Here is a 22,094-nt window from a genome sequence, read left to right on the forward strand (position 1 = left end):
GTTTCGGATCACCAGCGGTTGCGCGCCTCTTCCGCCCAGCCGGTGAGGCCGTCGAGCTCCACCCATTCCCCGTCGTCGGTGCGGGCTCGGCCGGTGAAGTGCCCGAAGCACTGATGAGTGTCGTTGGCCAGCACACCCAGCGCCGTCCGGGATTCGCGCACATGGAAGGGCATAAACTCGACGGCAACGCGCGGGCCGCGAATCTGCCACGGCCGCAACCAGTCCCGGCGGTCGTACACCCATTCCAGCTCATCGTCGATCTTGTGCAGCCGGCCACGCACGAACAGCGCGTTCTCGGTCGAACCGGTGCCGTCGGTCCACTTGCCGCCGAGCTGGATCGCCGTCTCCGGGCCGCAGCCGGCGGCCCAGTTCCACGCGATCGAGTACGGCCACTTCCCGCGTCCGTGGTCGAGGACGGCGAACCCGTCGGCGACCACGTAGGCGACGCCGTCCACGGTGAGGGTGCCCGACACCGGACGGCCGAGATCCTTGACGGTGTACTGGAAGCGCTTCGCACTCCACGGCACGACGACACCGAGCGATTCGTGTCCCGCCGGCGACCCGGCCGTCAGATCGATATCGATGCGCGGGGTGGCGGCGTGAATCCTGGTGCCGGCCGGATCGTTTCGCAATTCGATCACCAGATCGCCGGCATGTCCGGTCGCGGTGCCGGCACCGCTGCGATCGGGAAGGTGCACACCGCGGGCGAACGGCGTCACCACATCCTTGACGATCTCGGTGCCGCTCGCCCGATCGAGCACGTAGATACCCTGCAGACCGGCGTAATCCAGCGACGTCAGCACGATTCCGATGATGTGGTCCGGGGTGACGATGCCCCAGTACTCCCACCGCTTGGTGCGACCCCAGCCACGCAGATTCGCCCGGTGCAGCGGCCGGCGCGTCCAGCCCACCGCGTCGGGATTCAGCCGGCCCCGCGACGTGCACAGATCGACACTCGCGGTGATCTCGCGCTCCGTGGTCACCCGTTCGGCCATCGTGGCCCTCCTTCGCTGCCGCGGTCGACGCGACCGCGGTCGGTCCATTGTCGCGGGCGGGCCGGTCATCACGAACGGGCCACGCCTGCGACGAGGCCGGCACCCACGCACGTGGCCGACGTCATGCTGGACGTGTTGCACTTCCGATAGCTCTGAGTATGCTCATTAATGAGCGCACTCATTCTTATCGGCCGATAGGAGGCGTCGGGTGGCAAGTACACAGCAGAGCCGGCAGGTCGGGCGGCGGGTGCGCAATATGCGCGAGAAGCAGAGCCGAATCTTCGAGGTGGCCGCGCGGTTGTTTGCCGAACGCGGTTTCGCCGCGGTCACCACCCAGCAGATCTCCGATCGGGCCGATATCGCCGCGGGCACGCTGTTCCGCTACGCCTCGTCCAAGGGGCAGCTGCTGCTCATGGTCTACAACGAGGACTTCCGGTCGGCGCTCGAGGCCGGCGCCCGCCGCGCCCGCGACATCGCCGATCCGGTGGGCGCGATCACGGCATTGCTGCGGCCGATCCTGGTCGCAGCGGCGCGCAATACCGAGAACACCATCGCCTACCAGCGCGAATTGCTGTTCGGCCCGCCCGAGGAGACCTACCGGGAACAGGGGCTGGCGTTGGTGGCGCAGCTCGAGTCGGTCCTCGCCGAGATTCTGCTGACCGCGGTCGCGAACTCCGGCGAGCCCACGGCCGCGCAGCGGGAGGCGGCCCGCGTGGCGGGCCGCGGTCTCTTCGCGGTACTGCACATGGCGCTGGTGCGCCCGTCCACCGGCGTCCACCCCCACCACGATCCGATCGACGATCTGCACGCCCAGATCGCTCAACTCGTCGCCGGTTTCCGCAGCGCCGCGGTCACCGGAGCCTGAAAAACCAACGTGGGCCACGGCCCGCAGAACGGAGTCGACATGTCCGGCACGATTCGCAAGGTGAGCGTCCTCGGGACCGGCGTCCTGGGATCCCAGATCGCCTTCCAGACCGCCTTCAACGGTTTCGAGGTGACCGCCTACGACATCAACGACGAGGCGCTGACCGCGGCGGGCGAGCGTTTCGACAAACTCGCGGCCACCTACCGTGAGCAGGTACCGGGCGCGGGTGACGGCAAGGCCGAGGCCACCGCCGCGGGCATCGCGCTCACCAGCGATCTCGCCGAGGCCGCCCGGGACGCGGATCTGATCATCGAAGCGGTGCCCGAGGTGCTGTCGATCAAACAGGACACCTATCGCCGGCTCGGTGAGCTCGCGCCCGAGCACACCATCTTCGCCACCAACTCCTCGACGCTGCTGCCCAGCGACATGAAGGACGCCACCGGCCGCCCGGACCGATTCCTCGCCCTGCACTTCGCGAATCAGGTGTGGCACTTCAACACCGCCGAGGTCATGGGCACCGAGGACACCGATCCGAAGGTGTATGAGGCGGTAGTGGAATTCGCCCGGGCCATCGGCATGGTGCCGATCGAACTGCACAAGGAGAAGGCCGGCTACGTCCTCAACTCGCTGCTCGTGCCGTTCCTCAACTCGGCGATGGCGCTGGCGGCGGGCGGCTACGCGGAGCCGAAGGCGGTCGACGAGACCTGGCGCATCGGCACCGGCGCGCCCGCGGGCCCCTTCCAGATCCTCGACATCGTCGGTCTGACCACGCCGTACAACATCCTGGTCAACAGCGGCGAGGACGGCCGGAAGCTGGCGCAGTGGCTGAAGTCGGAATACATCGACAAGGGCAGGCTCGGCCTGGCCAGCGGCGAGGGCTTCTACCGGTACAACGCGTAAGACGTTACGGCACAGCCACATTCGACAGTCGGGGCGGACAACCACAGGCAGGAGAGACCCGGATGTACTACAGCAGCGGCAACTACGAGGCGTTCGCCCGCCCGCGCAAACCCGAGGGCGTCGACGACAAGACGGCGTGGTTCGTCGGGGCGGGCCTGGCCTCGCTGTCGGGCGCGGCCTTCCTGATCCGCGACGGGCAGATGTCCGGTGACCGGATCACCATCCTGGAGCGATTGAAGCTGCCCGGTGGCGCGCTGGACGGAATCAAGGAGCCGGCAAAGGGTTTCGTCATCCGTGGTGGCCGCGAAATGGAGAACCACTTCGAGTGCCTGTGGGACCTGTTCCGCTCGGTGCCCTCGATCGAGATCGAGGGCGCGAGCGTCCTCGACGAGTTCTACTGGCTGAACAAGGACGATCCGAACTACTCGCTGCAGCGTGCCACGGTGGATCGCGGCCAGGACGCGCACACCGACGGCCTCTTCGCGCTGAACGACAGGGCGCAGAAGGACATCGCGAAGATCTTCCTCGCCACTCGCGAGGAGATGGAGAACAAGCGCATCGACGAGGTGTTCGGAAAGGACTTCCTGCAGAGCAACTTCTGGCTGTACTGGCGCACGATGTTCGCCTTCGAGGAATGGCACAGCGCGCTGGAGATGAAGCTGTACCTGCACCGGTTCATCCATCACATCGGCGGCCTGCCGGACTTCTCGGCACTGAAGTTCACCAAGTACAACCAGTACGAATCGCTGGTACTGCCGCTGTATCGGTGGCTGCTCGATCAGGGCGTGACGTTCCGGTTCGATACCGAGGTCACCGATATCGACTTCGACATCACCGCGGATCGCAAGCAGGCCACCGGTATCCACTGGGTCTCGGACGGGGTCGAGGGCGGCGTCCGGCTGGGCCCGGACGATCTGTTGTTCACCACGATCGGTTCGCTGGTGGAGAACTCCGACGAGGGCGATCACCACACCCCCGCGACACTGAACGAGGGACCGGCGCCCGCTTGGGAACTGTGGCGGCGGATCGCGGCCAAGGATCGCGCCTTCGGCCGCCCCGACGTCTTCGGATCCCATATTCCCGAGACCAAATGGGAATCGGCGACGGTCACCACACTCGATCAGCGCATACCGGAGTACATCCGCAAGATCTGCAAACGCGATCCCTTCAGCGGCAAGGTCGTCACCGGCGGCATCGTCACCGCCCGGGATTCCAGCTGGCTGCTGAGCTGGACGGTGAACCGGCAACCGCACTTCAAACAGCAACCGGCCGATCAGATCGTGGTGTGGGTGTACTCGCTGTTCGCCGACAAGCCGGGTGACTACGTGCACAAGACGATGCAGGAGTGCACCGGCGAGGAGATCACCCAGGAGTGGTTGTACCACTTGGGCGTTCCGCTCGACGACATCCCGGAGCTGGCGGCCGAGGCCGCGAAGTGCGTGCCGGTGATGATGCCCTACGTCACCTCGTTCTTCATGCCGCGCCAGGCCGGTGATCGGCCCGACGTGGTGCCCGAGGGCGCGGTGAACTTCGCCTTCATCGGCCAGTTCGCCGAAACGAGCCGGGACTGCATCTTCACCACCGAGTACTCGGTGCGCACCGGTATGGAGGCCGCCTATCGGCTGCTGGGAATCGAGCGTGGCGTGCCCGAAGTGTTCAACTCCACCTACGACGTGCGCAGCCTGCTCAATGCGGTCGGCCACATGCGCGACGGGGACGCGCTGAAGATTCCGGGCCCGGAGGCGTTGCGGCGCAGGCTCATCGGGAAGCTGGAGAGTTCGGAGGTCGGGCTGCTGCTCGCCGAGTACGGGCTCATCACCGACAAGTAACCGGCATTCAGTCGCGGGGATCGGCCGACGGCCGGTCCCCGCTTCGGCGCGCGAAGGTGGCCAGCAGTTCTCGTGCCTGCTCACCCCCGTCGAGCAGACGGCCGGTGCGGCGGGCGATGCGCCACCCGTCGGATTCGCGGCGGAGTTCGAGCCGGTGCACACTCGCGCGCAGTACCTCGTAACCGTCCGATTCGCGATGCACCAGCAGTGATTCGAAGACCGCGAGCGCCTCGTCACCGTCGATGTCGATGCGTGCCGGACCCTGGAAATGCGCCGACCCGGCGGCGATGAGCGTCCGATGTGCGGGCGATTCCACCATCGCGCGCACCTGGTCACGCCCCCGCATCCGCCAGCCCTCGACGTCGTATTCGCCTTCTGCACACCATAATTCGGCGCTCGCCTGCGCTTCCCCGGCGTCGACCAGCGGTCCGTAGGACGCGATGATGCGCAGGATCGCGAGTTCGTCCTCGACCCGTCGCAGCCGGCGGAGAATATCCGCGAGTTCGACCTCGGTCATCTCGTCCTCCTCTGGTCCGCCCGTGGCGATATCGGGCTCACCGGTTCGCCAGCTCGGCCAATGCGGCCAATTGGTCGCAGTAGTGTTCGGCCGAGTTCGCGGTGACGGCGCATCCGGCCAGTGTCGCACCCGCATCCGCCAGGGCCGCGAGCCGCCGCGTCACCCGGTCCGGCTCACCGAGCGGATCCAGCGGGCCGGTGGGCAGGACCACCTCGAATCCGGGTGGCGAATCGACTTGCGAGAGCATCGTTTTCAGCTCCGCCATCGGCAGGCCGAACGGCATCCACCCGTCGCCGAAGCGGACCGCGCGGCGCAGCGAGCGCATCGTTCGCCCGCCCACCCAGATGGGCACCCGGGATTGCACTCCGGCGGGCTCGACGATCATCCCGGAGAAGCTGTAATGCGTTCCGGCGTAATCGGGTTCGCGCACGCCGAATGCGGCGCGCAGGGCGGCTATCGCATCGTCGGCGCGCTCTCCGCGCCCCTCCCAGGTCGCCCCGAGCAGATCGAATTCCGCGCGCAGAGATCCCACTCCGACACCCAGGACGACCCGGCCGCCACTGATCCGGTCCAGTGTGCCGTAGCGCTTGGCGATCTCGAGCGGGTGGTGATACGGCAGCACCAGCACCGAGGTGGCGAGCCGGATCCGGGTGGTGCGGGCGGCCAGATACGCGAGCGTGGCCAGCGGATCCCAGTAGGTCGCACCCCGGGAAGCGGCCATCGACGCCGGTACCGCGGTGTGTTCACTGCAGGTGAGATGGTCGAAGCCCAGGCGGTCGGCGGTCTCGGCGATGCGGGCGAGTTCCGCCATGCCGGCATCGGCCTCCCACGGCGAGTACTGCCCGGGAAACCGCACCACGATCGGCGACGACAGGGCCAGGCGCACCGGGCCGGTCATCGCGGATCCGGTTCGGCGCCGATCAACTTCTGCATCCGGCGATGCCCGCCCAGCACGATCGCCGCCCGATCCGGACCGCTGCTGCGCGCCGCCGTTTCGGCATTGCCGCCCGCGACGAACACCGGTCCGTTGGCCAACTGCTCGAGCCCTTCGCGCGCCACATCGGCCGGTTCGGCCACGAGCATGCCGGGGATGTCGAAATTCAATCCCGCACGTGCCATCGCCGGTGTCCGGGTGACACCCAGCACCAGATGCAGCACGTCGACGTTGTAATCCCGCAGTTCCAGCCACAGGCTCTCGGCGAAGATCCGCAGATACGCCTTGGAGCCGCCGTAGACGGTGTGGCGGGCCGAGCCGCAGTAGCCGGTGAGCGAGCCGACCAGCACGATGCCGCCGCGGCCCCGCTCGCGCATGCCGCGCCCGAAATGGTGCACGAGCGCCAGCGGTGCGGTGACATTGAGCGCGTTCATGGCGGCGAACGCGTCGAGGTCGCCGTCGAGGAATTCGGCGCTGTGGGTGTTGGCCCCCGCGTTGTAGACGAGCAGGCCGACCTCCACGTCGGCGGTCGCGGACGCGACGCGCGCCGGTGCGTCGGGCGCGGTGAGATCGACCGTCAGGGTCCGTACCTGGACCCCGCGCGCGGCGACACGTTCGGCGGTCTCGGCCAGCGGGCCCTCCCGCCGCGCCAGCAGGACGATATTGATCCCCGCGGCGGCGAGCCGGTCGGCGAACTCCGCGCCGACCCCCTCCGAACCGCCGGCGATGACGGCCCACGGCCCGTAGCGGTGCGGATCGATGATGTCGTTCGGTTCTGCGGCCATGCCCGGACGGTAACCGAAACAGGTTTCGGTGCGGCGCGCACTCCCGCTCACCGGACACTCGTGTCGCGAAGAAAAGCACTGCTCAGGGTGAAATGAACGCTGTTCACTAAATTGCCGAAAGATAGTGCGCCGCAACGTTTTCAGTTCGTGATCGTGCCGCTCGCGCGCACGACACATTCGCCAGTATTTTCGAACATGGTTGCTGAGCAGTGTTTTCGCGGAAACGGGGCACTCGACATCACATTCCTTCATTTCGAAAACTCGCCGTGAAACTTCCATTTCGAAGCCGCCGGACGGCGCGAACACTTCGGGTAGCGCACCCTCGGGGTCGGCGTTATGCTCGTGCGCGAATTTCGAAATCGTCTGGCGGTCCGCGCATTCGAGTCAGCCGTGCACAGCGGAAGGTGGGGGAACTGTGCCATCTCCGCACATGTGGATGTGGATCCGGAAGTATCGATAGTGACCTATTCAGTCAATTCGCAGCAGGCGCCCGGGGGCGCCGCCACATCCCGGCCACCGCGACGAGTACCGGCCTTTCTCCTTCCCGCGACGATCTGTGTCTTCGTCGGCGCCGCGGCTTGCCTGGCCATGCTCCGGTTCGCGCCCGAGACCGAACGAGTGGCCTCGGCCGTCGCCGCCGGGGTCGTGGGCCTGGCCTTGGCCGTGACGTCGGGATTCGCCGGTCACTACCGTGACCGGGCGATTCGCTATCGTGAGGCCAACGATCGCGCCGAGCGTGCGGTCGCGAACTACGTCGCCGAGAGCGAGGCGCGCCTGGCAGCCGCCCACGATACCGCGGTCGCGGCGGGGCGGGAGGCGGGCGGCAGCGAGAACCGCCGGGTGGCCGCGATGGCGGCGTTCGCCGGCGCCGCCGGGCGGATGCAGGCGATGACCACCTCGATGCTGGCCGAACTGCGCGAAATGGAACATCGGCACGCCGATCCGTCGGTGCTGGCCGATCTGCTGACCCTCGACCATCGCACCGCACAGGCCGGACGCCTGGCCGACAGCATCGCGGTGCTCAGCGGCGCCCGCTCGGGCCGGCGGTGGGCGAAACCCATTGCGATGGAATCGATTCTGCGCGGCGCCATGGGTCGCGTCGCGGGCTACCGCCGGGTGCGCCTGCGCGCGGTCGCCGAAATCGCGATCGCCGGTCATGCCGCCGAGGGCATCATGCACGCGCTGGCCGAGCTGATCGACAACGCCTGCAATTTCTCCCCGCCCACCACCGAGGTCCACGTCTACGCCGCCGAAGTGCCGGCCGGCGTCGTCGTCACCATCGAGGACAGCGGACTGGTGATGAGCGAATCCGCCCTGCGCCGCGCCGAACAGGCGGTGTCCGGCACCCGGACGGCACGCGGAGCGGATACCGATCTGTCCTCGCTGACCGGCACCCGGCTCGGGCTCGCGGTGGTCGGCAATCTGGCGCGCAAACATGCGCTCACCGTGTCGTATCGCCCGTCGGCGATCGGCGGCACGGCGGTCGTCGTCGTGGTCCCGCGCGATCTGACCACGCGCCTGGACCGCTCCCCCGGCTCCACCGCGACGATCGAACTGCCGCCCGCCGCGCGGGTCGCGACCCCGGCCGCCCTTCCGGCGAGTCCGTTCGGACCGCCCGTCACCGACGACCGGGACGCCGACGCCACCACCGCGGCCGCGAAACACTCTGCCACGCAGGCGGTTCCGGACCCCGAGCGGTCGGCCGAACCCTTACCGAAGCGCCGCCGCGGCAGCACTCTCGCCGCGGTCCATCCCGACGGCCTGCGCAGCGCCGCCGTCGAGGATTCGGCCTACCCGCGGACGCGGCCGTCGGCCCTCGGCGCCTTCCAGCGCGCGGTCTCGGCCCCGGATTCCCCCTCCCCTTCGATTGCCCTGGAGAACGATCGATGACCACTTCGGAACCGGCGCACCTGGATTGGCTCCTGGACCAGCTGCTGGCCCGCACCCCGCACAGCCGGCACGCCCTGCTGCTGTCCAGCGACGGTCTCAAGATCTGCCACACCCCGGAACTGTCGGTGGACAAGGCCGATCAGCTGGCCGCGATCGCGGCCGGAATCCAGAGCCTCTCGCACGGCGCCTCGGTGGAATTCGGCGACGGGCGCAGTGGCGTGCGGCAGTCGATGACGGAGTTCTACGGCGGCATCCTGTTCATCGTCGAGGCCGGATTGGGCGCCCACATCGCGGTCGTCGCCGATGCCGAGGCAGATGCCGGGCTGGTCGGCCACAACATGAGCGAACTGGTCGAACAGCTCGGCGAACACCTCTCCGCCGCGCCGCGCGGCCCGCGGCCGTGAGGCGGGCGCGATGACCAGGCCGGGCCGCGACGACACCCCGGACCGGCTCTACACCCTCACCGGCGGCCGCAGCCACCCCGATACCGACGCCTTCGATCTGGTGACACTCGTGGTGGCCGAATCGGAGCCGGCCCCGGGGATGCAGTCCGAGCAGGTCGCGATCCTCGAGATCTGCCGGGCGCCGACGGCCGTGGTCGAGATCGCCGCCGAGCTGCGGCTGCCGGTCGGCATCACGATGGTGTTGCTGGCCGACCTGCTCGACGCCGGAAAGATCACCGTGCGCCACCCGCATTCCGCGCCCGCGTGGGAGCCGTGGAATGCCCTGCCCGACACCGAAATACTGGAGAAGGTGCTCGTTGGACTCCGCAACCTCTGATCCCCTCCGCACCGGATTCGGCGACCGTCCGGCCCGGGCCCAGGCGCCGCTGGCCGACACCGCCCGGCACGGGCTCAAGGTCGTCATCGTCGGCGGTTTCGGCGTCGGTAAAACCACCATGGTCCGCGCGGTCAGCGAGATCCGCCCGCTCGACACCGAGGCGACGATGACCTCGCTGGGCATCGGCATCGACGATCCCACCGGCGCACCGGCCAAATCCACCACCACGGTCGCCTTCGACTTCGGCCGCATCACCATCGACGCGGAACACGTCCTGTATCTGTTCGGCGCACCGGGGCAGGAGCGCTTCTGGTTTCTGTGGGACCGGTTGTTCACCGGCGCGCTGGGCGCGATCGTGCTGGTCGACCCGCGCCGGATCACCGACTCCTGGTACGCCATCGACCGGCTCGAACATCAGCAGACCCCGTTCGTGGTGGCGTGCAACATCTTCGGGCCTGCCGGCCACGACGACACTCAACTGCGTGCCGCCCTGGATCTGGATCCGCACGTGCCACTGGTGGAATGCGATGCGCGCTCGCGGGATTCGGGCAAGCGGGTGCTGATCGCCCTCGTCGAACATCTGCACGCCGCCGGCCTGCGGGCCGCCGCCCGGGGAGCGGCCCGATGAACGCGCCGCAGGCCGGTCTCAGCGCCGATGGTTGCCCGGTCTCGCCCGCCGATCCGATGCCGTTGAGCGGCCCGCGTTTCCACACCGACCCGCACGAGTTGTACCGGGAGATGCGGCGGGCCCACGGCCCGGTGGTCTCGGTGGAACTGCCCGGCGGAATTCCGGCCTGGCTGGTGATCGGTTATCGCGAAGTTCACCAGGTCACCAGCGATGCGGAACTGTTCCCGCGCGATGTGGCGCGCTGGAATCAGTGGCCGAACATCCCCGAGGACTGGCCGCTGCTGCCGATGGTCGGCCGCCCGATGCCGTCGATCTACTTCACCGCCGGGGCCGAGCATCTGCGGCATCTGGCCATGGTCGAGCCCGCGCTCGAACAGGTCGACCCGTTCGGATTGCGCAGGGCCTGTGAGGATCTGGCCGATCAGCTGATCGACCGCTTCTGCGGGCGCGGCACCGCCGACCTGATCGCGGAATTCGCCGAACCACTGCCGGTGCTGGCGCTGGCCTGGGTGATCGGATTCCCCGACGATCAGGGTGCGGATCTGGCCTGGACCATGAAGACCCTCGCCGACGGTGGCGCCGAGGCGCAGGCGGCCTACGGCCGATTCGCCGACCATATGCAGCGACTCGTCGCGATGAAGAAGTCGCGCCCGGGCAACGATCTCACCTCGCGGATGCTGCACTCGCCCGAACGGTTCAGCGACGAGGAATACGCGCTCGATCTGATGGCCGTCACGGCCGCGGGCCAGCTGCCGACCAGCGACTGGCTCGGAAATTCGGTGCGGCTGATGCTCACCGACGATCGCTTCGCGGCCGCCCTCGGCGGTGGCCGCCACAGCATCGGGCAGGCGATGAACGAGGTGCTGTGGGAGGACACCCCCACCCAGATCCTGGCCGGGCGCTGGGCCTCGCGCGACACCCGGCTGGCCGGCAAGACCATCCGGCGCGGCGATATGCTGCTGCTCGGCCTAGCGGGCGCGAACGCCGATCCGCATGTGCGCCAAGATCTTTCCGATTCCCTCGCACCCGCGCACAGCGGCAACAGCGCGCATTTCGCGTTCAGTTACGGCGAATACCGCTGCCCCTTCCCGGCCCAGCAGATCGCGGAGATCATCGCGCGCACCGGGATCGAAGTGCTGCTGGATCGGCTGCCGGATCTCGACCTAGCCGTCGCCGCCACCGAACTGACTCGCCGGCCGTCGCCGTTCCTGCGCGGAATGACGTCGCTGCCGGTCACCTTCACACCCGTTCGTACCGTGGGAGGTACCCCGTGAATGCCAGTTGCCCGCATGCCGCACCGCTCGTGATCGATCCGATGGTCGGCGACCTCGGCGGTGAGACCGCCCGATTACGCGATGCCGGACAGCTGACCCGGATCGAACTGCTGGGGGTGCCGGCCTGGACCGTCACCGGCCACACCCTGGCCCGGCAGTTGCTCATCGACCCGCGGCTGGTCAAGGACATCAACTCCTGGTCGCTGTGGCGCGACGGCGTGGTCACCCGGCAGTGGCCGCTGATCGGCATGATCGACGTCGGGGTCTCGATGTTCACCGTCGACGGCCCCGAACACCGCCGCCTGCGCATCAAGACCACCCAGGCGCTGACCGCGCGCCGCCTGACCTCCCTGCGCCCGTTCATCGAATCGACCGTCGCCGCACTGCTGGACGATCTGACCGCCGCCGGCGACGGCACGGCCGACCTGAAATCGGTCTTCGCCTATCCGCTGCCGATGCGCGTGATCAGCGAGCTCATGGGCGTCGACCACGCCGATCATCCGATGCTGCTCGACTGGTACAAGGCGTTCTTCTCCCTGCTCACCCCGCAGGACGAGCGGCTCGCGGTGATCGAGCGAATGGGCGAGTACTTCACCGAGATGGTGCGCAAGAAGTCCGCCGACCCGGCCGACGACCTGACCAGCGCGCTGATCCTGGCCACCGACGGTGGCGAACCGCTCAGCGAGGCCGAGGTGGTCGGCAATCTGCAGGCGCTGGTCGCCGCCGGGCACGAGACCACGGTGTCGCTGATCCTCACCACCGTGCGCGCCCTGCTCACCCATCCGGAGCAGTTCGAGCTGGTGCGCTCGGGGCAGATCGATTGGGAGACAGCGATCGAGGAGACGCTGCGCTGGGACGGTCCGGTGACACATCTGCTCATGCGGTTCGCGACCGAGGACATCACCGTCGGCGACACCGTCATCGAACGCGGCGAGGGGGTGGTGATGTCGTATCGGGCCATCGGCCGCGACACCACGGTGCACGGCGCCGACGCCGACGCATTCGACATCACCCGGCCGACGGCCAAGCGCCACATCAGTTTCGGTCACGGACCGCACATCTGCCCGGGTGCCGCGCTCGCCCGGCTGGAAGCGTCGATCGCACTGCCCGCGCTGTTCGAACGGTTCCCGCAGCTGTCGTTGGCCGTACCGGTGGAGGAGATTCACAACCTTCCCGTGCTGACGCAGAACGATTTGGCCCAGTTCCCGGTCCGGCTCGGCGACTGAGTTCCGCGCGCGACACCAGGGCCGCGCTACCGAAATTTTCGGTAGCGGATTGCTATCGTCGATGACCGGCCCAGTCGTGCGCGAAAACTCAACCGAGAAGGGGCGTGATGTTCGGGCAGCTGCGATCGAGCAAACCCGTCGTGCCCGTCCGAACCCTGATTGCCGTTGCGGCAGTGGGGATTTCCGCGACCGCCACCGCCCTCTTCGGTGGCCTACCGCACTCCGCCGCCCCCGGCCTCGTCGGCCGCGAGGACCAGTGGACCGCCGTGCACGACGGCCCTCAGCAATATCCGGACGTCCATCTGGACTCCGATGTGCCGATCCGGATGAGCGACGGGATCGTGCTGAAGGCCGACGTGTACCGGCCGGTCGACGCCTCCGGCGCGGTGGTTGCCCAGCCGCTGCCGACCATCGTCAATCTCACGCCCTACACCAAGCTGATGACCGATCTGGTCGGCTCGGCGGTGGAGAATCCCGCACTGCAGCCCCTGGTCATGTCCCTGGTCCGGCAGATCAACCTCTCCGGCACCCCGATCAGCAGCTTCGGCGATCTGCTGCACGCCCTCGACGGCGGCACCGTGCCGACCGTCCTCGGCCTGGACCGCAATCTGATTCGCAGCGGCTACACGCTGGTGGTCGCCGATGTGCGCGGCACCGGACAGTCCCAGGGCAATTGGGAGACCCTGGGCGCGCGGGAACAGCTCGATACCCGCGAGGTGATCGATTGGGCTGCGGCACAACCGTTCTCGAACGGCAAGGTGGCGATGAGCGGCGGCTCGTACGCGGCCATCAATCAACTGCGAGCGGCGGAGGACGCCCCGGCGGCGCTGCGCGCCATCTTCCCGGTGGTGCCCGGCAGCGATCTCATGCGTGACGTGGTGGCGCCGGGCGGCGGCGTCGGCACCACCTTCCTGCCGATGTGGCTCCAAACGGTCAATCAGCTCAAGCTGATCCCCGATCTGAAGGCGATCCTCAACGGAACCTTCGACTGGAAATGGCTCAGCGCCCGGGTGGCGGATCCGGCCACCAATGTGGACCTACTCGCTCAGGCCCTGTTGACGCCGTCGATGGACGATATGCCGCCCGCCCTCTCGGACGCACTGGACTCCGGTAGCGATTTCCGCCAGGCCCTCACCGGACATCCGGAACGAGTTACCGTGCCCACCTTCGTCTACGGCGGCTGGCACGACATCTTCGCCAACAGCGCCACCAAGATCTACCAGGCCATCCCGCTGCCGGCCGGGCGGAAACAACTCGTGGTCGGCGACACCTATCACGCCAATCCCGGTGCCGGCACCGGCGTACCCGGCGCCCCGCCGCGGCTCGAGGTGTTGCAGCGAGCGTGGTTCGACAAGTGGCTCAAGGACATCGACAACGGTATCGACAGCTACGGCCCCATCGTGCTGAAGGAGCAGGGCGGCGGCTGGGTGACGCTGCCGCAGTATCCGCAGCCTGGAGCCGACCACCGCCGGGTCTACCTGACCGCCGGGCCCAGCGGCACCACCGATGCGGCGGTGCACGACGGGTCGTTGAGCGCACAGCCGCCGGCCGAGGTCGCCACACTCACCGTGGCGCCGGGACTGGCGACCCTCTGCTCCCGGGACGCGGCCCAAGGTTCGGCCGGTTCCGCGGCGATGCTCGATGCCTGCGCCAAGGACTCCCGGGTCGCCGAACACGACGCGCTGACCTTCACCAGCGCCCCGGTCTCCGCGCCGACCGCCATCTCCGGGCCCATCGACATCCACCTCGAGACCGTGCAGGACGCCACCGACGGATTCTGGAGCGCCACCGTCAACGACGTCGCGCCCGACGGCACCTCCACCGCACTGACCACCGGACAGCTCACCGTCTCCATGCGCGCCGTCGACGATGCCCGCAGCAGCCGATCCGCCAACGGCGACTACACGATTCCGTTCCATCTGCTCACCGCCGCGGCGCGGCAGCCGGTGACACCCGGCGAACCCGTGGGCCTCGACATCGCGGTGATCCCGACCCAGGCTCGGCTGCAGATCGGGCATCGGCTGCGGATCGACCTGTTCGCGGCCAATGCGCCCAAGGCCATGCCGTTCCGCCCGATGCTCAACGATTCCGAGCTCAAGCCCCAGCATCTGCGCCTGGATCCGAACGCACCGAGTTACGTCAATCTGCCCACCGATCGGCCCATCGGCTGAATTACCCAGTGTCCGAACAGTTTTCGCGCCGCACCCGAGTTTCGGTACCGCCCGCCGGTTAACGTCGCGCAGTCGACGGTCGATAATGACCGCGAGAAGCCGGTGCGCACCGACGTCGCACCGCTCGGCGGGGAGGTGCGGCTGATGTCCGGAGAACAACCACAGGGCGCTGCGGGTCCGGTGGAATTCGCGACCGTGGGCCTGGGTTGGGACCCCGCCCGCGGCCGGCGCTGGTTCGGCGCCCGCCGCACCGCGATCGACCTCAACGCGGCCGCCGTCCTGCTGGCCGGCGACGACCCGGTGGAGGTGGTGTATCACCAGCACCTGATCTCCGCCGACGGTGCGGTGCGACTGCTCGGCGACAGCGTCAACGGCGAGGACGAGGGCGACGACGAGATCATCACCCTCGACCTGACCCGGGTGCGCCCCGAGATCACCGGCGTCGTCGTGGTCGTCACCTGCTACAGCGGCCAGACCTTCGCCGAGGTCGAGAACGCGCGCTGCCGCGTCACCGCCGGTGACGGCACCGTGCTCGCCGATCGCGACCTCGGCGCTGGCGGCGATACCGGCATGGTGGTGGGAGTTTTCCGCCGCGGGCGCCACGGCTGGGAATTCCGCGAGATCGCCGCCGGAATCGCCGCCGCACATCCCGTCGAAGCGCTACCCCACCTCGCCGGCCTGCTGCGCTGACGCGCTCAGTGGACCTGTCGCTCCGAATCGCCCCAATACTGTTTGCGCAGTTCGCGTTTGAGGATCTTGCCCGCACCGGAGACCGGCAGGGCGTCGACCAACTCGATGGTGCGCGGGGTCTTGTAGCCGGCGATCGATTGCTTGGCGTGGTCGCGGATCTCCTCGACCGTGACCGTGGCGCCGGGATGGCACACGATCACCGCGTGCACCCGCTCGCCCCATTCCTCGTCCGGGACACCGATCACCGCACACGCGGCCACCGACGGATGTCCTGATACGGCGTTCTCCACCTCGGCGGAGTACACGTTCTCGCCACCGCTGACGATCATGTCCTTCATCCGGTCGACGATGTAGACGTACCCCTCGTCGTCCATGTAGCCGCCGTCGCCGGTGTGCATCCAACCGCCCCGCAGCGCCGCCGCGGTCTCCTCGGGCCGGTTCCAGTAACCGAGCATGACATGCCCGCCGCGGACCAGGATCTCGCCGACCGTGCCGCGCGGCACCTCGTTGTCCTCGGCATCGGCGATGCGCACCTCGGCATGCGGGGCCGCGCGGCCCGCCGAACGCAATCGGCCGGCCAGGTGGTCCTCGGGGCCGAGAAGTGTTGCCACGGGCGACAATTCGGTCATTCCGTAGGCCTGGGCGAAGCGCGCCTGCGGGAACGCCCGCATGGCACGCTCGAGCACGGCCTGCGCGATCGGCGAGGCCCCGTAGACGATGCCGCGCACACTGGACAGATCGAAGTCGCGCACCCGCGGGTGGTCGACGATCATCTGGATCATCACCGGTACCAGCAGCGTATCCGTAACCTGGTGATCGGCAATCGCTTTCATCACCGCGACCGGATCGAAGGCCGGAACCATCACCTGGGCGCCACCCATCATGATCTGGGTGACACAGCCGGCCAGATCGGCGAGGTGGAACATCGGGGCGGCGTGCAGATAGCGAGCGCCGGGTTGCGCCAGATATCCGGTGGACAGACTGCCCAGCCCCGAGATCTGCAGTCCGGCGTGGCTGAGCACCACACCCTTGGGGTGACCGGTGGTCCCGCCGGTATAGAAGATTCCGGCCGGTGCGTCACCGCCGCGGCGAACATCCTCGACGGGGTCCGCGCCCGCGATCAGTTCCTCGTACGACAGCATGCCGTCGGGCGCGGGACCGTCACCGCAGTGGATCACGGCGCGCAGTACCGGCGCGGCCGCCCGCAGCGCGGGCACCATCGCGGCGAAGGTGTCGTCGACCAGCAGGACCGCCGTCTCGGAATCCTCCAGCGAATAAGCGATTTCCGCCGGACTCCAGCGAATGTTGACCGGATTGAGCGCTGCCCCGGCCCACGGCACGGCCAGCACGTACTCCAGATACCGATCACTGTTGAGCGCCAGAATCGCGACCCGATCACCCTCGCCCACACCCAGCTGCCGCAACGCCGCGGCGAGCCGCGCGACCCGGTCGGCGCCCTCGGCGAAGGTGCGAACACGATCGCCGCAGATCGACATGACCCCGTCGGGGTTCTGCTGAACGGCCCGGTGCAGGCCCTGAGTGAGATACATGCGCGTCTCTGCTTTCTGCCTTCGCTTCGCTCCGGCGGGGTCTCGGCCTCTTGGCCTCGATTTTTCCCTCCTCCGCTCAGTCGCTGCGCTCCCTCGCTCCGTCAGTCCAAAATCGAGGCGGCCGAGCCCCACGGAGGAACTCCGATGAGTGTCGTACGCCACAGGCTGGGCAGCCATGGATTTCGCGTCGAAGTTCGGGGGCTGGGATTTGTTGGTTTCTCCAAAGTCGCGTCGTATTCTCGGGCCTGTCATGGCTGAGTCGTCCGAGTCCTCGAGTGCCCCGCGGCAACGCTTGCTGGCGCGGATGCGGGCCGAGCGCGACGCCCTCGCCGCCCGCATCGTCGACCGGGCCCGCGCCGAGATTCCGGATTACCGCACGATCGATGCGGCCGATCTGCTGCCGACGACGATGGCGATCATGGACCGGCTGTTCGCCTCCCTCGCCGGTACGGCCGATGTCGAATCGTCCGAAGGCACCCGGCTGACCGATTACGGCCGGATCCGCGCCACGCAGGCGGTGTCCATGGAGGCGCTGCTACGCGCCTGGCGCCTGGCCGAACGCCTGCATCTGGAGACGCTGAGCGCGGTGGCGGCCGAATGCGGCGCCGACGACGCGGTGCTGTTCGAGATCACCCGTGATCTGCTCGAATTGGTCGACGATGCGACGGCCTCGTTCTCCGACGCCCACCACGAGGTCGAGCGCACCCGGTCCGGTCACGACCGCATCCAGCGCGCGGAATTCACGCGGGCCGTGCTGGCGGGCACGATTTCGGCCACCGAGCTGACATTGGGCATTCAGCGCTACGGCCTGCGCGCCGACGCCGACTATCGCGCCTTCCGCGCCCGCGCCGACGCGGCGCCGCCGACCGAATTCGACCGTCTGCTGCGACCCCAGGGCGCGGATTACGCCTTCCGCACCGTGATCGACGGCGACTATGCCGGGTTCACCGATCGCACGATCCACATTCCGGGTGCGGCACTGCTGGCGTTCGGACCACCGCGCCCGCTCGCCGAGGCCCCGCGGTCGTTTCGGCTGGCGGGCCGCGCCCTGGCCACGGCGGCCGCGCTCGGCCATACCGGGACCTGTGAATTCGACAGTCTCGGCCTGCTTCCGGGCGTCGCCGCCGATCCCGAACTCGGCGCCGAACTCGTGCGTCGCTATCTCGCGCCGCTGGGCAGCGGCGGCTCGGCCGCGACGCTGATCGACACCGTGACGGCGTATCTCGATACCGGCATGCGCATCGAGGCGACCGCACAGCGACTGATCGTGCATCCCAATACGGTCCGCTATCGCATCGGCCGTTTCGAGGAGCTGACCGGGTGCGATCTGCGCCGGGCGCACACGGGTGCGCAGGTGTGGTGGGCGATTCAATACGACCGTCTGGTACGGCCTGGCGCAACGAATTTCGCGTCTGCGAATTAGTGAAGTTTCCCCCGAAATGCCGTGCGGTTGCTCCGGGGTGGCTTAGGCTCTGACTGCCTCGATAGCTCGGGGCTTGCAGAGCGGGTCGCCATGCCCACAGCGTCCCGCTGTCGCAACATCAGGTCAGGTGGGGGCTGCGTCCCCGACAGCCCCCATCGCCCCTGAACAACACCGTAGTGTGAAACATCGATAAATCGAGGGACAGTATGCGCGGATTCCACGCCCCGTCGCCCGCCGAACGATTGCTGGCCGAGATCTACGAGGCCGGATACACCTCCGTCGATGACTTCATCGATCGACTACGGTTCCGCCCGCGCCACGCCGCGCCGGAACCGGCCCGTCACGCCGCGGTGATCGACCCGTTCACCGACACCATCGAGCTGCAACTCGACATCCCCGATGCGGCGGATTCCCTTGCGGGCATGACACATTGGTATCCGGAGTTCGATGCGGACGTCGAGGTCGACCCCAGCGCCGACACCACGGAATTCCCTGCGGTGCAGCGCATCTGGGTCGTCCCAGAACGCCACGCGAGCTGACCGGTCGCACCGGCCCGGCCCGCCGCTACATCTGCGGTAGCGAATCTCCCTGCACCAGTTCGATATCCAGCTCGATCTTCACGGTGGTGCCCACCGCGGCCACACCGGCGCGCACGACGGCGTTGTAGTCGATCGCGAAATCGTTGCGGTGCAAATGGGTCTCGGCATGGAATGCGGCGCGGACCCCGCCCCACGGGTCGGGTCCCGACCCGCCGTAGGTCAGGTCCAGCTCCACCGGGCGGCGCTGACCGTGCAACTCCAGTTCACCGGGCATCACCCAGGTGTCGGCGCCGGTGCGCCGCAATCCGGTTCCGGTGAATCCGATCAGCGGGTAGCTCTCGACATCGAGGAAGTCGGCCGAGCGCAGATGGTCGTCGCGCATCCCGATTCCGGTGTCGATGCTGGCCGCCTTGATCTCGGCGAAACCCGTTGTCTGCTCGAAGTTCCGGGCCACGTCCAGCCGGCCGCCGACCTCGGCGAACCGCGCCTTGATACTCGCGATACCGAGGTGGCGGGCGGTGGCCACGACCGTGGAATGCACCGGGTCGATGGTCCACGGGCCCGGTGCCGGCGTGCCGAGGGAGTTCGCCTCCGACTGCAACGCCACCGCACCCAATTGCCCGCTGCCGGAAGCCGATATCCGCGCGATCTGCGCCACCGGCTGATAACCGGGGGCGGTCACCACCGCGGTGTGCATACCGGCGGGCAGCGGCTCGGTCGCCGCGGCCCCGGTTTCGTCGGCCACCGCACGGGCGAGCTGACGACCGTTCAGATCGGTCACGGTCAGCAGCGCACCCGGCACCGGCCAGCCATCGGAATTGCGAACCTGTGCGGTCAAACCGCTCATGCCTGCGCCTCGCTGACGCTCGGCTCCGGCATGCGCGGGGCGCCCTGTGACATTGATTCGCTCGCAAGCTCGCTCATGACAGCTCCGTGTTCTGATCGACACCACTGGGCTCGACACCATTGTGCCGGACCCCGTTCCGTTCTCCGTTCGTCGCGGCACCGTTGGTGCCGGCGACTCCGGCGGGCCCGGCGGCCGGGCGCTCGCCCTCGTCACCGTCGTCGTAACCCAGCCGGACATCGTGCTCGACCTCGCCGCCGCCGACGGCGACCCGGCTGGTCACCGGCGGATATCCGCGCGCGACCACCGTGTACTCACCCTCGCTGAGGTCGGTCAGTACATACTGCCCGTTCTCGTCGGTGCGAGTGGTCCCGATCGGGGTTCCGGAGCGATCCAGCACCGTGACCTCCGCGTCCGGCACCGCACCGCCGTCGGCGAGCACGGTTCCGGTCAGCACCGCCATCGGCGAGAGCTCGATGTCGTGATGCAGCAGGCCACTGTCGGGCACGACCAGCGCGGTCGCGCTCGGGCGCATGTGTTCGGCCACCGCGACCAGGGTGTAGGTCCCCGAGACCACACCGTGGCAGAGGTAGTTGCCGGACTCGTCGGTGACGGCCGCGCCCACCACTTCACCACGCAGATCGGTGAGGGTGACGGTCGCACCGGCCAGCGGCTGACCCGTCACAGTGGTCCGGACCATGCCCGACAGCTCGCCCGAACCCTGCAGGGTCAGGTCGAGGCGCTGAGTGCGGCCGTCGGCGGTGACATTGACCGCGGCGGGCTGGTGACCGTTCGCGGAGACGATCAGCACATAGTTGCCCGCGCCGGGCGGCTCGATCGAGTAGCGACCGCCGCTGTCGCCGGTCGCACGCGAAACCTGGTGTCCGCGTTGGTCGATCAGTGTCAGCGCGGCGCCCGCGACCGGTCGGCCGTCGGCCCGCTGCACCTGCCCGCCGATGGCGTGGCCGCTGCCGTGGGAGTTGACGACAGGAGTGTTTGTCATCGCCGAAACCTCCGCAATTCGATGTGATTCGTGCCCGTTGGCCGCGGCGTGCCGACCCGCCGCCGCGGCGGCGAGAACCGGTTCGGGCTCGGAGAGCGCCTGGGCGGCACCCTCCCACACCTGGTTCTCGGCCCATTCGGCTTCGGCCGTCTCGACCGGATCCTTCGGCGCCGGGGCGGGCGCCGAAGCATCCTGCAGCGGAATCTCTTTCATGAACATCATGACGATGCAGGCCAGCAGGGCCACGCCCGCCGCGGCGTAGAAGACGCCGTGCATCGAGTTGGTGAATCCGATCAGGATCGGGTCCTTGATCTGCTGCGGCAGCGCGCCGATTCCGGCGGTGTTGGCCTGCAACTGGTTCAGCTTGCCGGCGTCCAGTCCGGGCGGCAGGTGACCGCCGAAGGCATCGGTGATCTTGTGCGGCAACAGATTGAACAGAATCGTCAGGAAGACCGCGACACCCAGTGTGCCGCCGACCTGCCGGAAGAATGTCGCCGACGCCGTCGATACACCCATATCCGACCGCGGACCGGCATTCTGCGCCGCGATGATCAACGTCTGCATACAGCAGCCCAGGCCCAGACCGACCAGCGCGCCGATCGCGAGCACCTGCCACATCGCGCTGTCGAAGTGCAACTGGGCGTAGAGCAGCGCGCCCACGGTCACCAGGAAGGTGCCGACCACCGGCAGGATCTTGTAGCGGCCGGTGCGCTTGACGACCTGACCGGAGATCATCGAGCCGATCATGATGCCCAGCACCAGCGGCAGCATCAGCAGACCCGCCTCGGTCGGCGAATAGCCGCGCACCACCTGCAGATACAGCGGCACCATGCTGATCGCGCCGAACATCGCGATACCGACGATGAAACCGCCGATCATCACCACCGAGAAAGTGGAGTTCTTGAACAGCCGCAGCGGAATCAGCGCGGAGTCCTTCATCAGGTACTCCACCCCGATGAACAGCACCAGGCCCACCGCGCCGACGGCGTAGCAGATCACCGAATTGCCGGAACCCCAGCCCCAGGTGCGGCCCTGTTCGGCCACGATCAGCAACGGCACCACACAGATCGCCAGCGCGATCGCACCCCACCAGTCGACATTCAACTTCTGCCGCTGATGCGGGACATTGAGCACCTTGGCCACGACCGCGAGGGCGACCACGCCGATCGGCACGTTCACCAGGAACACCCAGCGCCAGCCGTCGATCCCCCACAGGGTGTCGTAATCGGAGAAGAAGCCGCCGAGCACCGG

The 22,094-nt window shown here is 68.2% G+C and carries 20 protein-coding genes; 13 read left to right on the plus strand and 7 right to left on the minus strand.

The window, feature by feature from the left end; translation table 11 throughout:
* Positions 1 to 8 precede the first annotated feature (8 nt).
* A complete protein-coding gene (locus tag A5780_RS38475) occupies positions 9 to 995 on the minus strand; it encodes a DUF2804 domain-containing protein (RefSeq protein ID WP_197521967.1) in 987 nt (328 codons plus the stop codon).
* 208 nt (positions 996 to 1,203) lie between these two features.
* On the opposite strand from A5780_RS38475, the gene A5780_RS38480 reads away from it, so the two are divergent.
* The 3 genes from A5780_RS38480 to A5780_RS38490 all read left to right on the plus strand — a co-directional run bounded on the left by A5780_RS38480 (position 1,204) and on the right by A5780_RS38490 (position 4,589).
* Positions 1,204 to 1,860 carry a TetR/AcrR family transcriptional regulator gene (locus A5780_RS38480; protein ID WP_227462662.1) on the plus strand — a complete coding sequence of 219 codons (657 nt, stop codon included), beginning with the start codon at positions 1,204 to 1,206 and terminating at the stop codon, positions 1,858 to 1,860.
* Positions 1,861 to 1,899: 39 nt separating this feature from the next.
* The gene (locus tag A5780_RS38485; RefSeq protein ID WP_063012286.1) at positions 1,900 to 2,760 is read left to right on the plus strand and encodes a 3-hydroxyacyl-CoA dehydrogenase; all 861 of its coding nucleotides are present in this window, start codon (positions 1,900 to 1,902) and stop codon (positions 2,758 to 2,760) included.
* Between the two features lie 62 nt (positions 2,761 to 2,822).
* Positions 2,823 to 4,589 carry an oleate hydratase gene (locus A5780_RS38490; protein WP_064911471.1) on the plus strand — a complete coding sequence of 589 codons (1,767 nt, stop codon included), beginning with the start codon at positions 2,823 to 2,825 and terminating at the stop codon, positions 4,587 to 4,589.
* 7 nt (positions 4,590 to 4,596) lie between these two features.
* Here the strand turns inward: A5780_RS38490 and A5780_RS38495 are convergent, their stop codons facing one another.
* Genes A5780_RS38495 through A5780_RS38505 form a run of 3 tightly spaced genes read right to left on the minus strand, consistent with a single transcriptional unit; the run spans position 4,597 to position 6,804 of the window.
* Complete coding sequence (locus A5780_RS38495) at positions 4,597 to 5,106, minus strand: nuclear transport factor 2 family protein (protein WP_064911472.1); 510 nt, start codon at positions 5,104 to 5,106, stop codon at positions 4,597 to 4,599.
* A 37-nt stretch (positions 5,107 to 5,143) separates the two neighbouring features.
* A complete protein-coding gene (locus tag A5780_RS38500; RefSeq protein ID WP_064911494.1) occupies positions 5,144 to 5,992 on the minus strand; it encodes a TIGR03619 family F420-dependent LLM class oxidoreductase in 849 nt (282 codons plus the stop codon).
* Between the two features lie 8 nt (positions 5,993 to 6,000).
* A complete protein-coding gene (locus A5780_RS38505) occupies positions 6,001 to 6,804 on the minus strand; it encodes an SDR family oxidoreductase (RefSeq protein WP_064911495.1) in 804 nt (267 codons plus the stop codon).
* 480 nt (positions 6,805 to 7,284) lie between these two features.
* Here A5780_RS38505 and A5780_RS38510 point away from each other — a divergent pair, with 480 nt between their 5' ends.
* The 8 genes from A5780_RS38510 to A5780_RS38545 all read left to right on the plus strand — a co-directional run bounded on the left by A5780_RS38510 (position 7,285) and on the right by A5780_RS38545 (position 15,484).
* Positions 7,285 to 8,715, plus strand: coding sequence for a sensor histidine kinase KdpD (locus A5780_RS38510; RefSeq protein ID WP_064903012.1), 1,431 nt, complete (start codon positions 7,285 to 7,287; stop codon positions 8,713 to 8,715).
* Positions 8,712 to 9,119: a roadblock/LC7 domain-containing protein gene (locus tag A5780_RS38515; protein ID WP_064911473.1), complete on the plus strand. Its 408-nt coding sequence runs from the start codon at positions 8,712 to 8,714 to the stop codon at positions 9,117 to 9,119. The genes A5780_RS38510 and A5780_RS38515 overlap by 4 nt, the downstream gene beginning before the upstream one ends.
* 10 nt (positions 9,120 to 9,129) lie before the next feature.
* Positions 9,130 to 9,495, plus strand: a complete 366-nt coding sequence (locus tag A5780_RS38520; RefSeq protein ID WP_030516036.1) for a DUF742 domain-containing protein — start codon at positions 9,130 to 9,132, stop codon at positions 9,493 to 9,495.
* 49 nt (positions 9,496 to 9,544) lie between these two features.
* Positions 9,545 to 10,123: an ATP/GTP-binding protein gene (locus A5780_RS38525; protein WP_255401793.1), complete on the plus strand. Its 579-nt coding sequence runs from the start codon at positions 9,545 to 9,547 to the stop codon at positions 10,121 to 10,123.
* Positions 10,120 to 11,397: a cytochrome P450 gene (locus tag A5780_RS38530; protein WP_063012116.1), complete on the plus strand. Its 1,278-nt coding sequence runs from the start codon at positions 10,120 to 10,122 to the stop codon at positions 11,395 to 11,397. The genes A5780_RS38525 and A5780_RS38530 overlap by 4 nt, the downstream gene beginning before the upstream one ends.
* On the plus strand, positions 11,394 to 12,623 hold the full coding sequence (locus A5780_RS38535; protein WP_063012118.1) for a cytochrome P450: 1,230 nt from the start codon (positions 11,394 to 11,396) through the stop codon (positions 12,621 to 12,623). The genes A5780_RS38530 and A5780_RS38535 overlap by 4 nt, the downstream gene beginning before the upstream one ends.
* A 107-nt stretch (positions 12,624 to 12,730) precedes the next feature.
* On the plus strand, positions 12,731 to 14,794 hold the full coding sequence (locus A5780_RS38540; RefSeq protein ID WP_064911474.1) for a CocE/NonD family hydrolase: 2,064 nt from the start codon (positions 12,731 to 12,733) through the stop codon (positions 14,792 to 14,794).
* Between the two features lie 102 nt (positions 14,795 to 14,896).
* A complete protein-coding gene (locus A5780_RS38545) occupies positions 14,897 to 15,484 on the plus strand; it encodes a TerD family protein (RefSeq protein WP_104363783.1) in 588 nt (195 codons plus the stop codon).
* Positions 15,485 to 15,489: 5 nt separating this feature from the next.
* Here the strand turns inward: A5780_RS38545 and A5780_RS38550 are convergent, their stop codons facing one another.
* Complete coding sequence (locus tag A5780_RS38550) at positions 15,490 to 17,034, minus strand: long-chain-fatty-acid--CoA ligase (protein WP_064911475.1); 1,545 nt, start codon at positions 17,032 to 17,034, stop codon at positions 15,490 to 15,492.
* A gap of 250 nt (positions 17,035 to 17,284) precedes the next feature.
* On the opposite strand from A5780_RS38550, the gene A5780_RS38555 reads away from it, so the two are divergent.
* Positions 17,285 to 18,457, plus strand: coding sequence for a CdaR family transcriptional regulator (locus tag A5780_RS38555; RefSeq protein ID WP_231983230.1), 1,173 nt, complete (start codon positions 17,285 to 17,287; stop codon positions 18,455 to 18,457).
* A gap of 206 nt (positions 18,458 to 18,663) precedes the next feature.
* Positions 18,664 to 18,996 carry a hypothetical protein gene (locus A5780_RS38560; RefSeq protein ID WP_063012126.1) on the plus strand — a complete coding sequence of 111 codons (333 nt, stop codon included), beginning with the start codon at positions 18,664 to 18,666 and terminating at the stop codon, positions 18,994 to 18,996.
* Positions 18,997 to 19,021: 25 nt separating this feature from the next.
* Here the strand turns inward: A5780_RS38560 and A5780_RS38565 are convergent, their stop codons facing one another.
* Positions 19,022 to 19,843, minus strand: coding sequence for a YceI family protein (locus tag A5780_RS38565; protein WP_030516045.1), 822 nt, complete (start codon positions 19,841 to 19,843; stop codon positions 19,022 to 19,024).
* Between the two features lie 73 nt (positions 19,844 to 19,916).
* Positions 19,917 to 22,094, minus strand: a 2,178-nt coding sequence (locus A5780_RS38570) for an MFS transporter (protein WP_082976968.1), incomplete at its 5' end; no start/stop codon positions are given.

The organism is Nocardia sp. 852002-20019_SCH5090214 (assembly GCF_001665865.1).
In the GTDB taxonomy this organism is placed as follows: domain Bacteria; phylum Actinomycetota; class Actinomycetes; order Mycobacteriales; family Mycobacteriaceae; genus Nocardia; species Nocardia nova.

Excerpts from the sequence above, each read along its gene's own strand:
- A5780_RS38495 (WP_064911472.1), bottom strand. The coding sequence starts at position 5,106 with ATGACCGAGGTCGAACTCGCGGATATTCTCCGCCGGCTGCGACGGGTC.
- A5780_RS38530 (WP_063012116.1), top strand. The coding sequence starts at position 10,120 with ATGAACGCGCCGCAGGCCGGTCTCAGCGCCGATGGTTGCCCGGTCTCG.
- A5780_RS38540 (WP_064911474.1), top strand. The coding sequence starts at position 12,731 with ATGTTCGGGCAGCTGCGATCGAGCAAACCCGTCGTGCCCGTCCGAACC.
- A5780_RS38475 (WP_197521967.1), bottom strand. The coding sequence starts at position 995 with ATGGCCGAACGGGTGACCACGGAGCGCGAGATCACCGCGAGTGTCGAT.
- A5780_RS38550 (WP_064911475.1), bottom strand. The coding sequence starts at position 17,034 with ATGTATCTCACTCAGGGCCTGCACCGGGCCGTTCAGCAGAACCCCGAC.
- A5780_RS38520 (WP_030516036.1), top strand. The coding sequence starts at position 9,130 with ATGACCAGGCCGGGCCGCGACGACACCCCGGACCGGCTCTACACCCTC.
- A5780_RS38490 (WP_064911471.1), top strand. The coding sequence starts at position 2,823 with ATGTACTACAGCAGCGGCAACTACGAGGCGTTCGCCCGCCCGCGCAAA.
- A5780_RS38560 (WP_063012126.1), top strand. The coding sequence starts at position 18,664 with ATGCGCGGATTCCACGCCCCGTCGCCCGCCGAACGATTGCTGGCCGAG.
- A5780_RS38515 (WP_064911473.1), top strand. The coding sequence starts at position 8,712 with ATGACCACTTCGGAACCGGCGCACCTGGATTGGCTCCTGGACCAGCTG.
- A5780_RS38485 (WP_063012286.1), top strand. The coding sequence starts at position 1,900 with ATGTCCGGCACGATTCGCAAGGTGAGCGTCCTCGGGACCGGCGTCCTG.
- A5780_RS38565 (WP_030516045.1), bottom strand. The coding sequence starts at position 19,843 with ATGAGCGGTTTGACCGCACAGGTTCGCAATTCCGATGGCTGGCCGGTG.
- A5780_RS38555 (WP_231983230.1), top strand. The coding sequence starts at position 17,285 with ATGGCTGAGTCGTCCGAGTCCTCGAGTGCCCCGCGGCAACGCTTGCTG.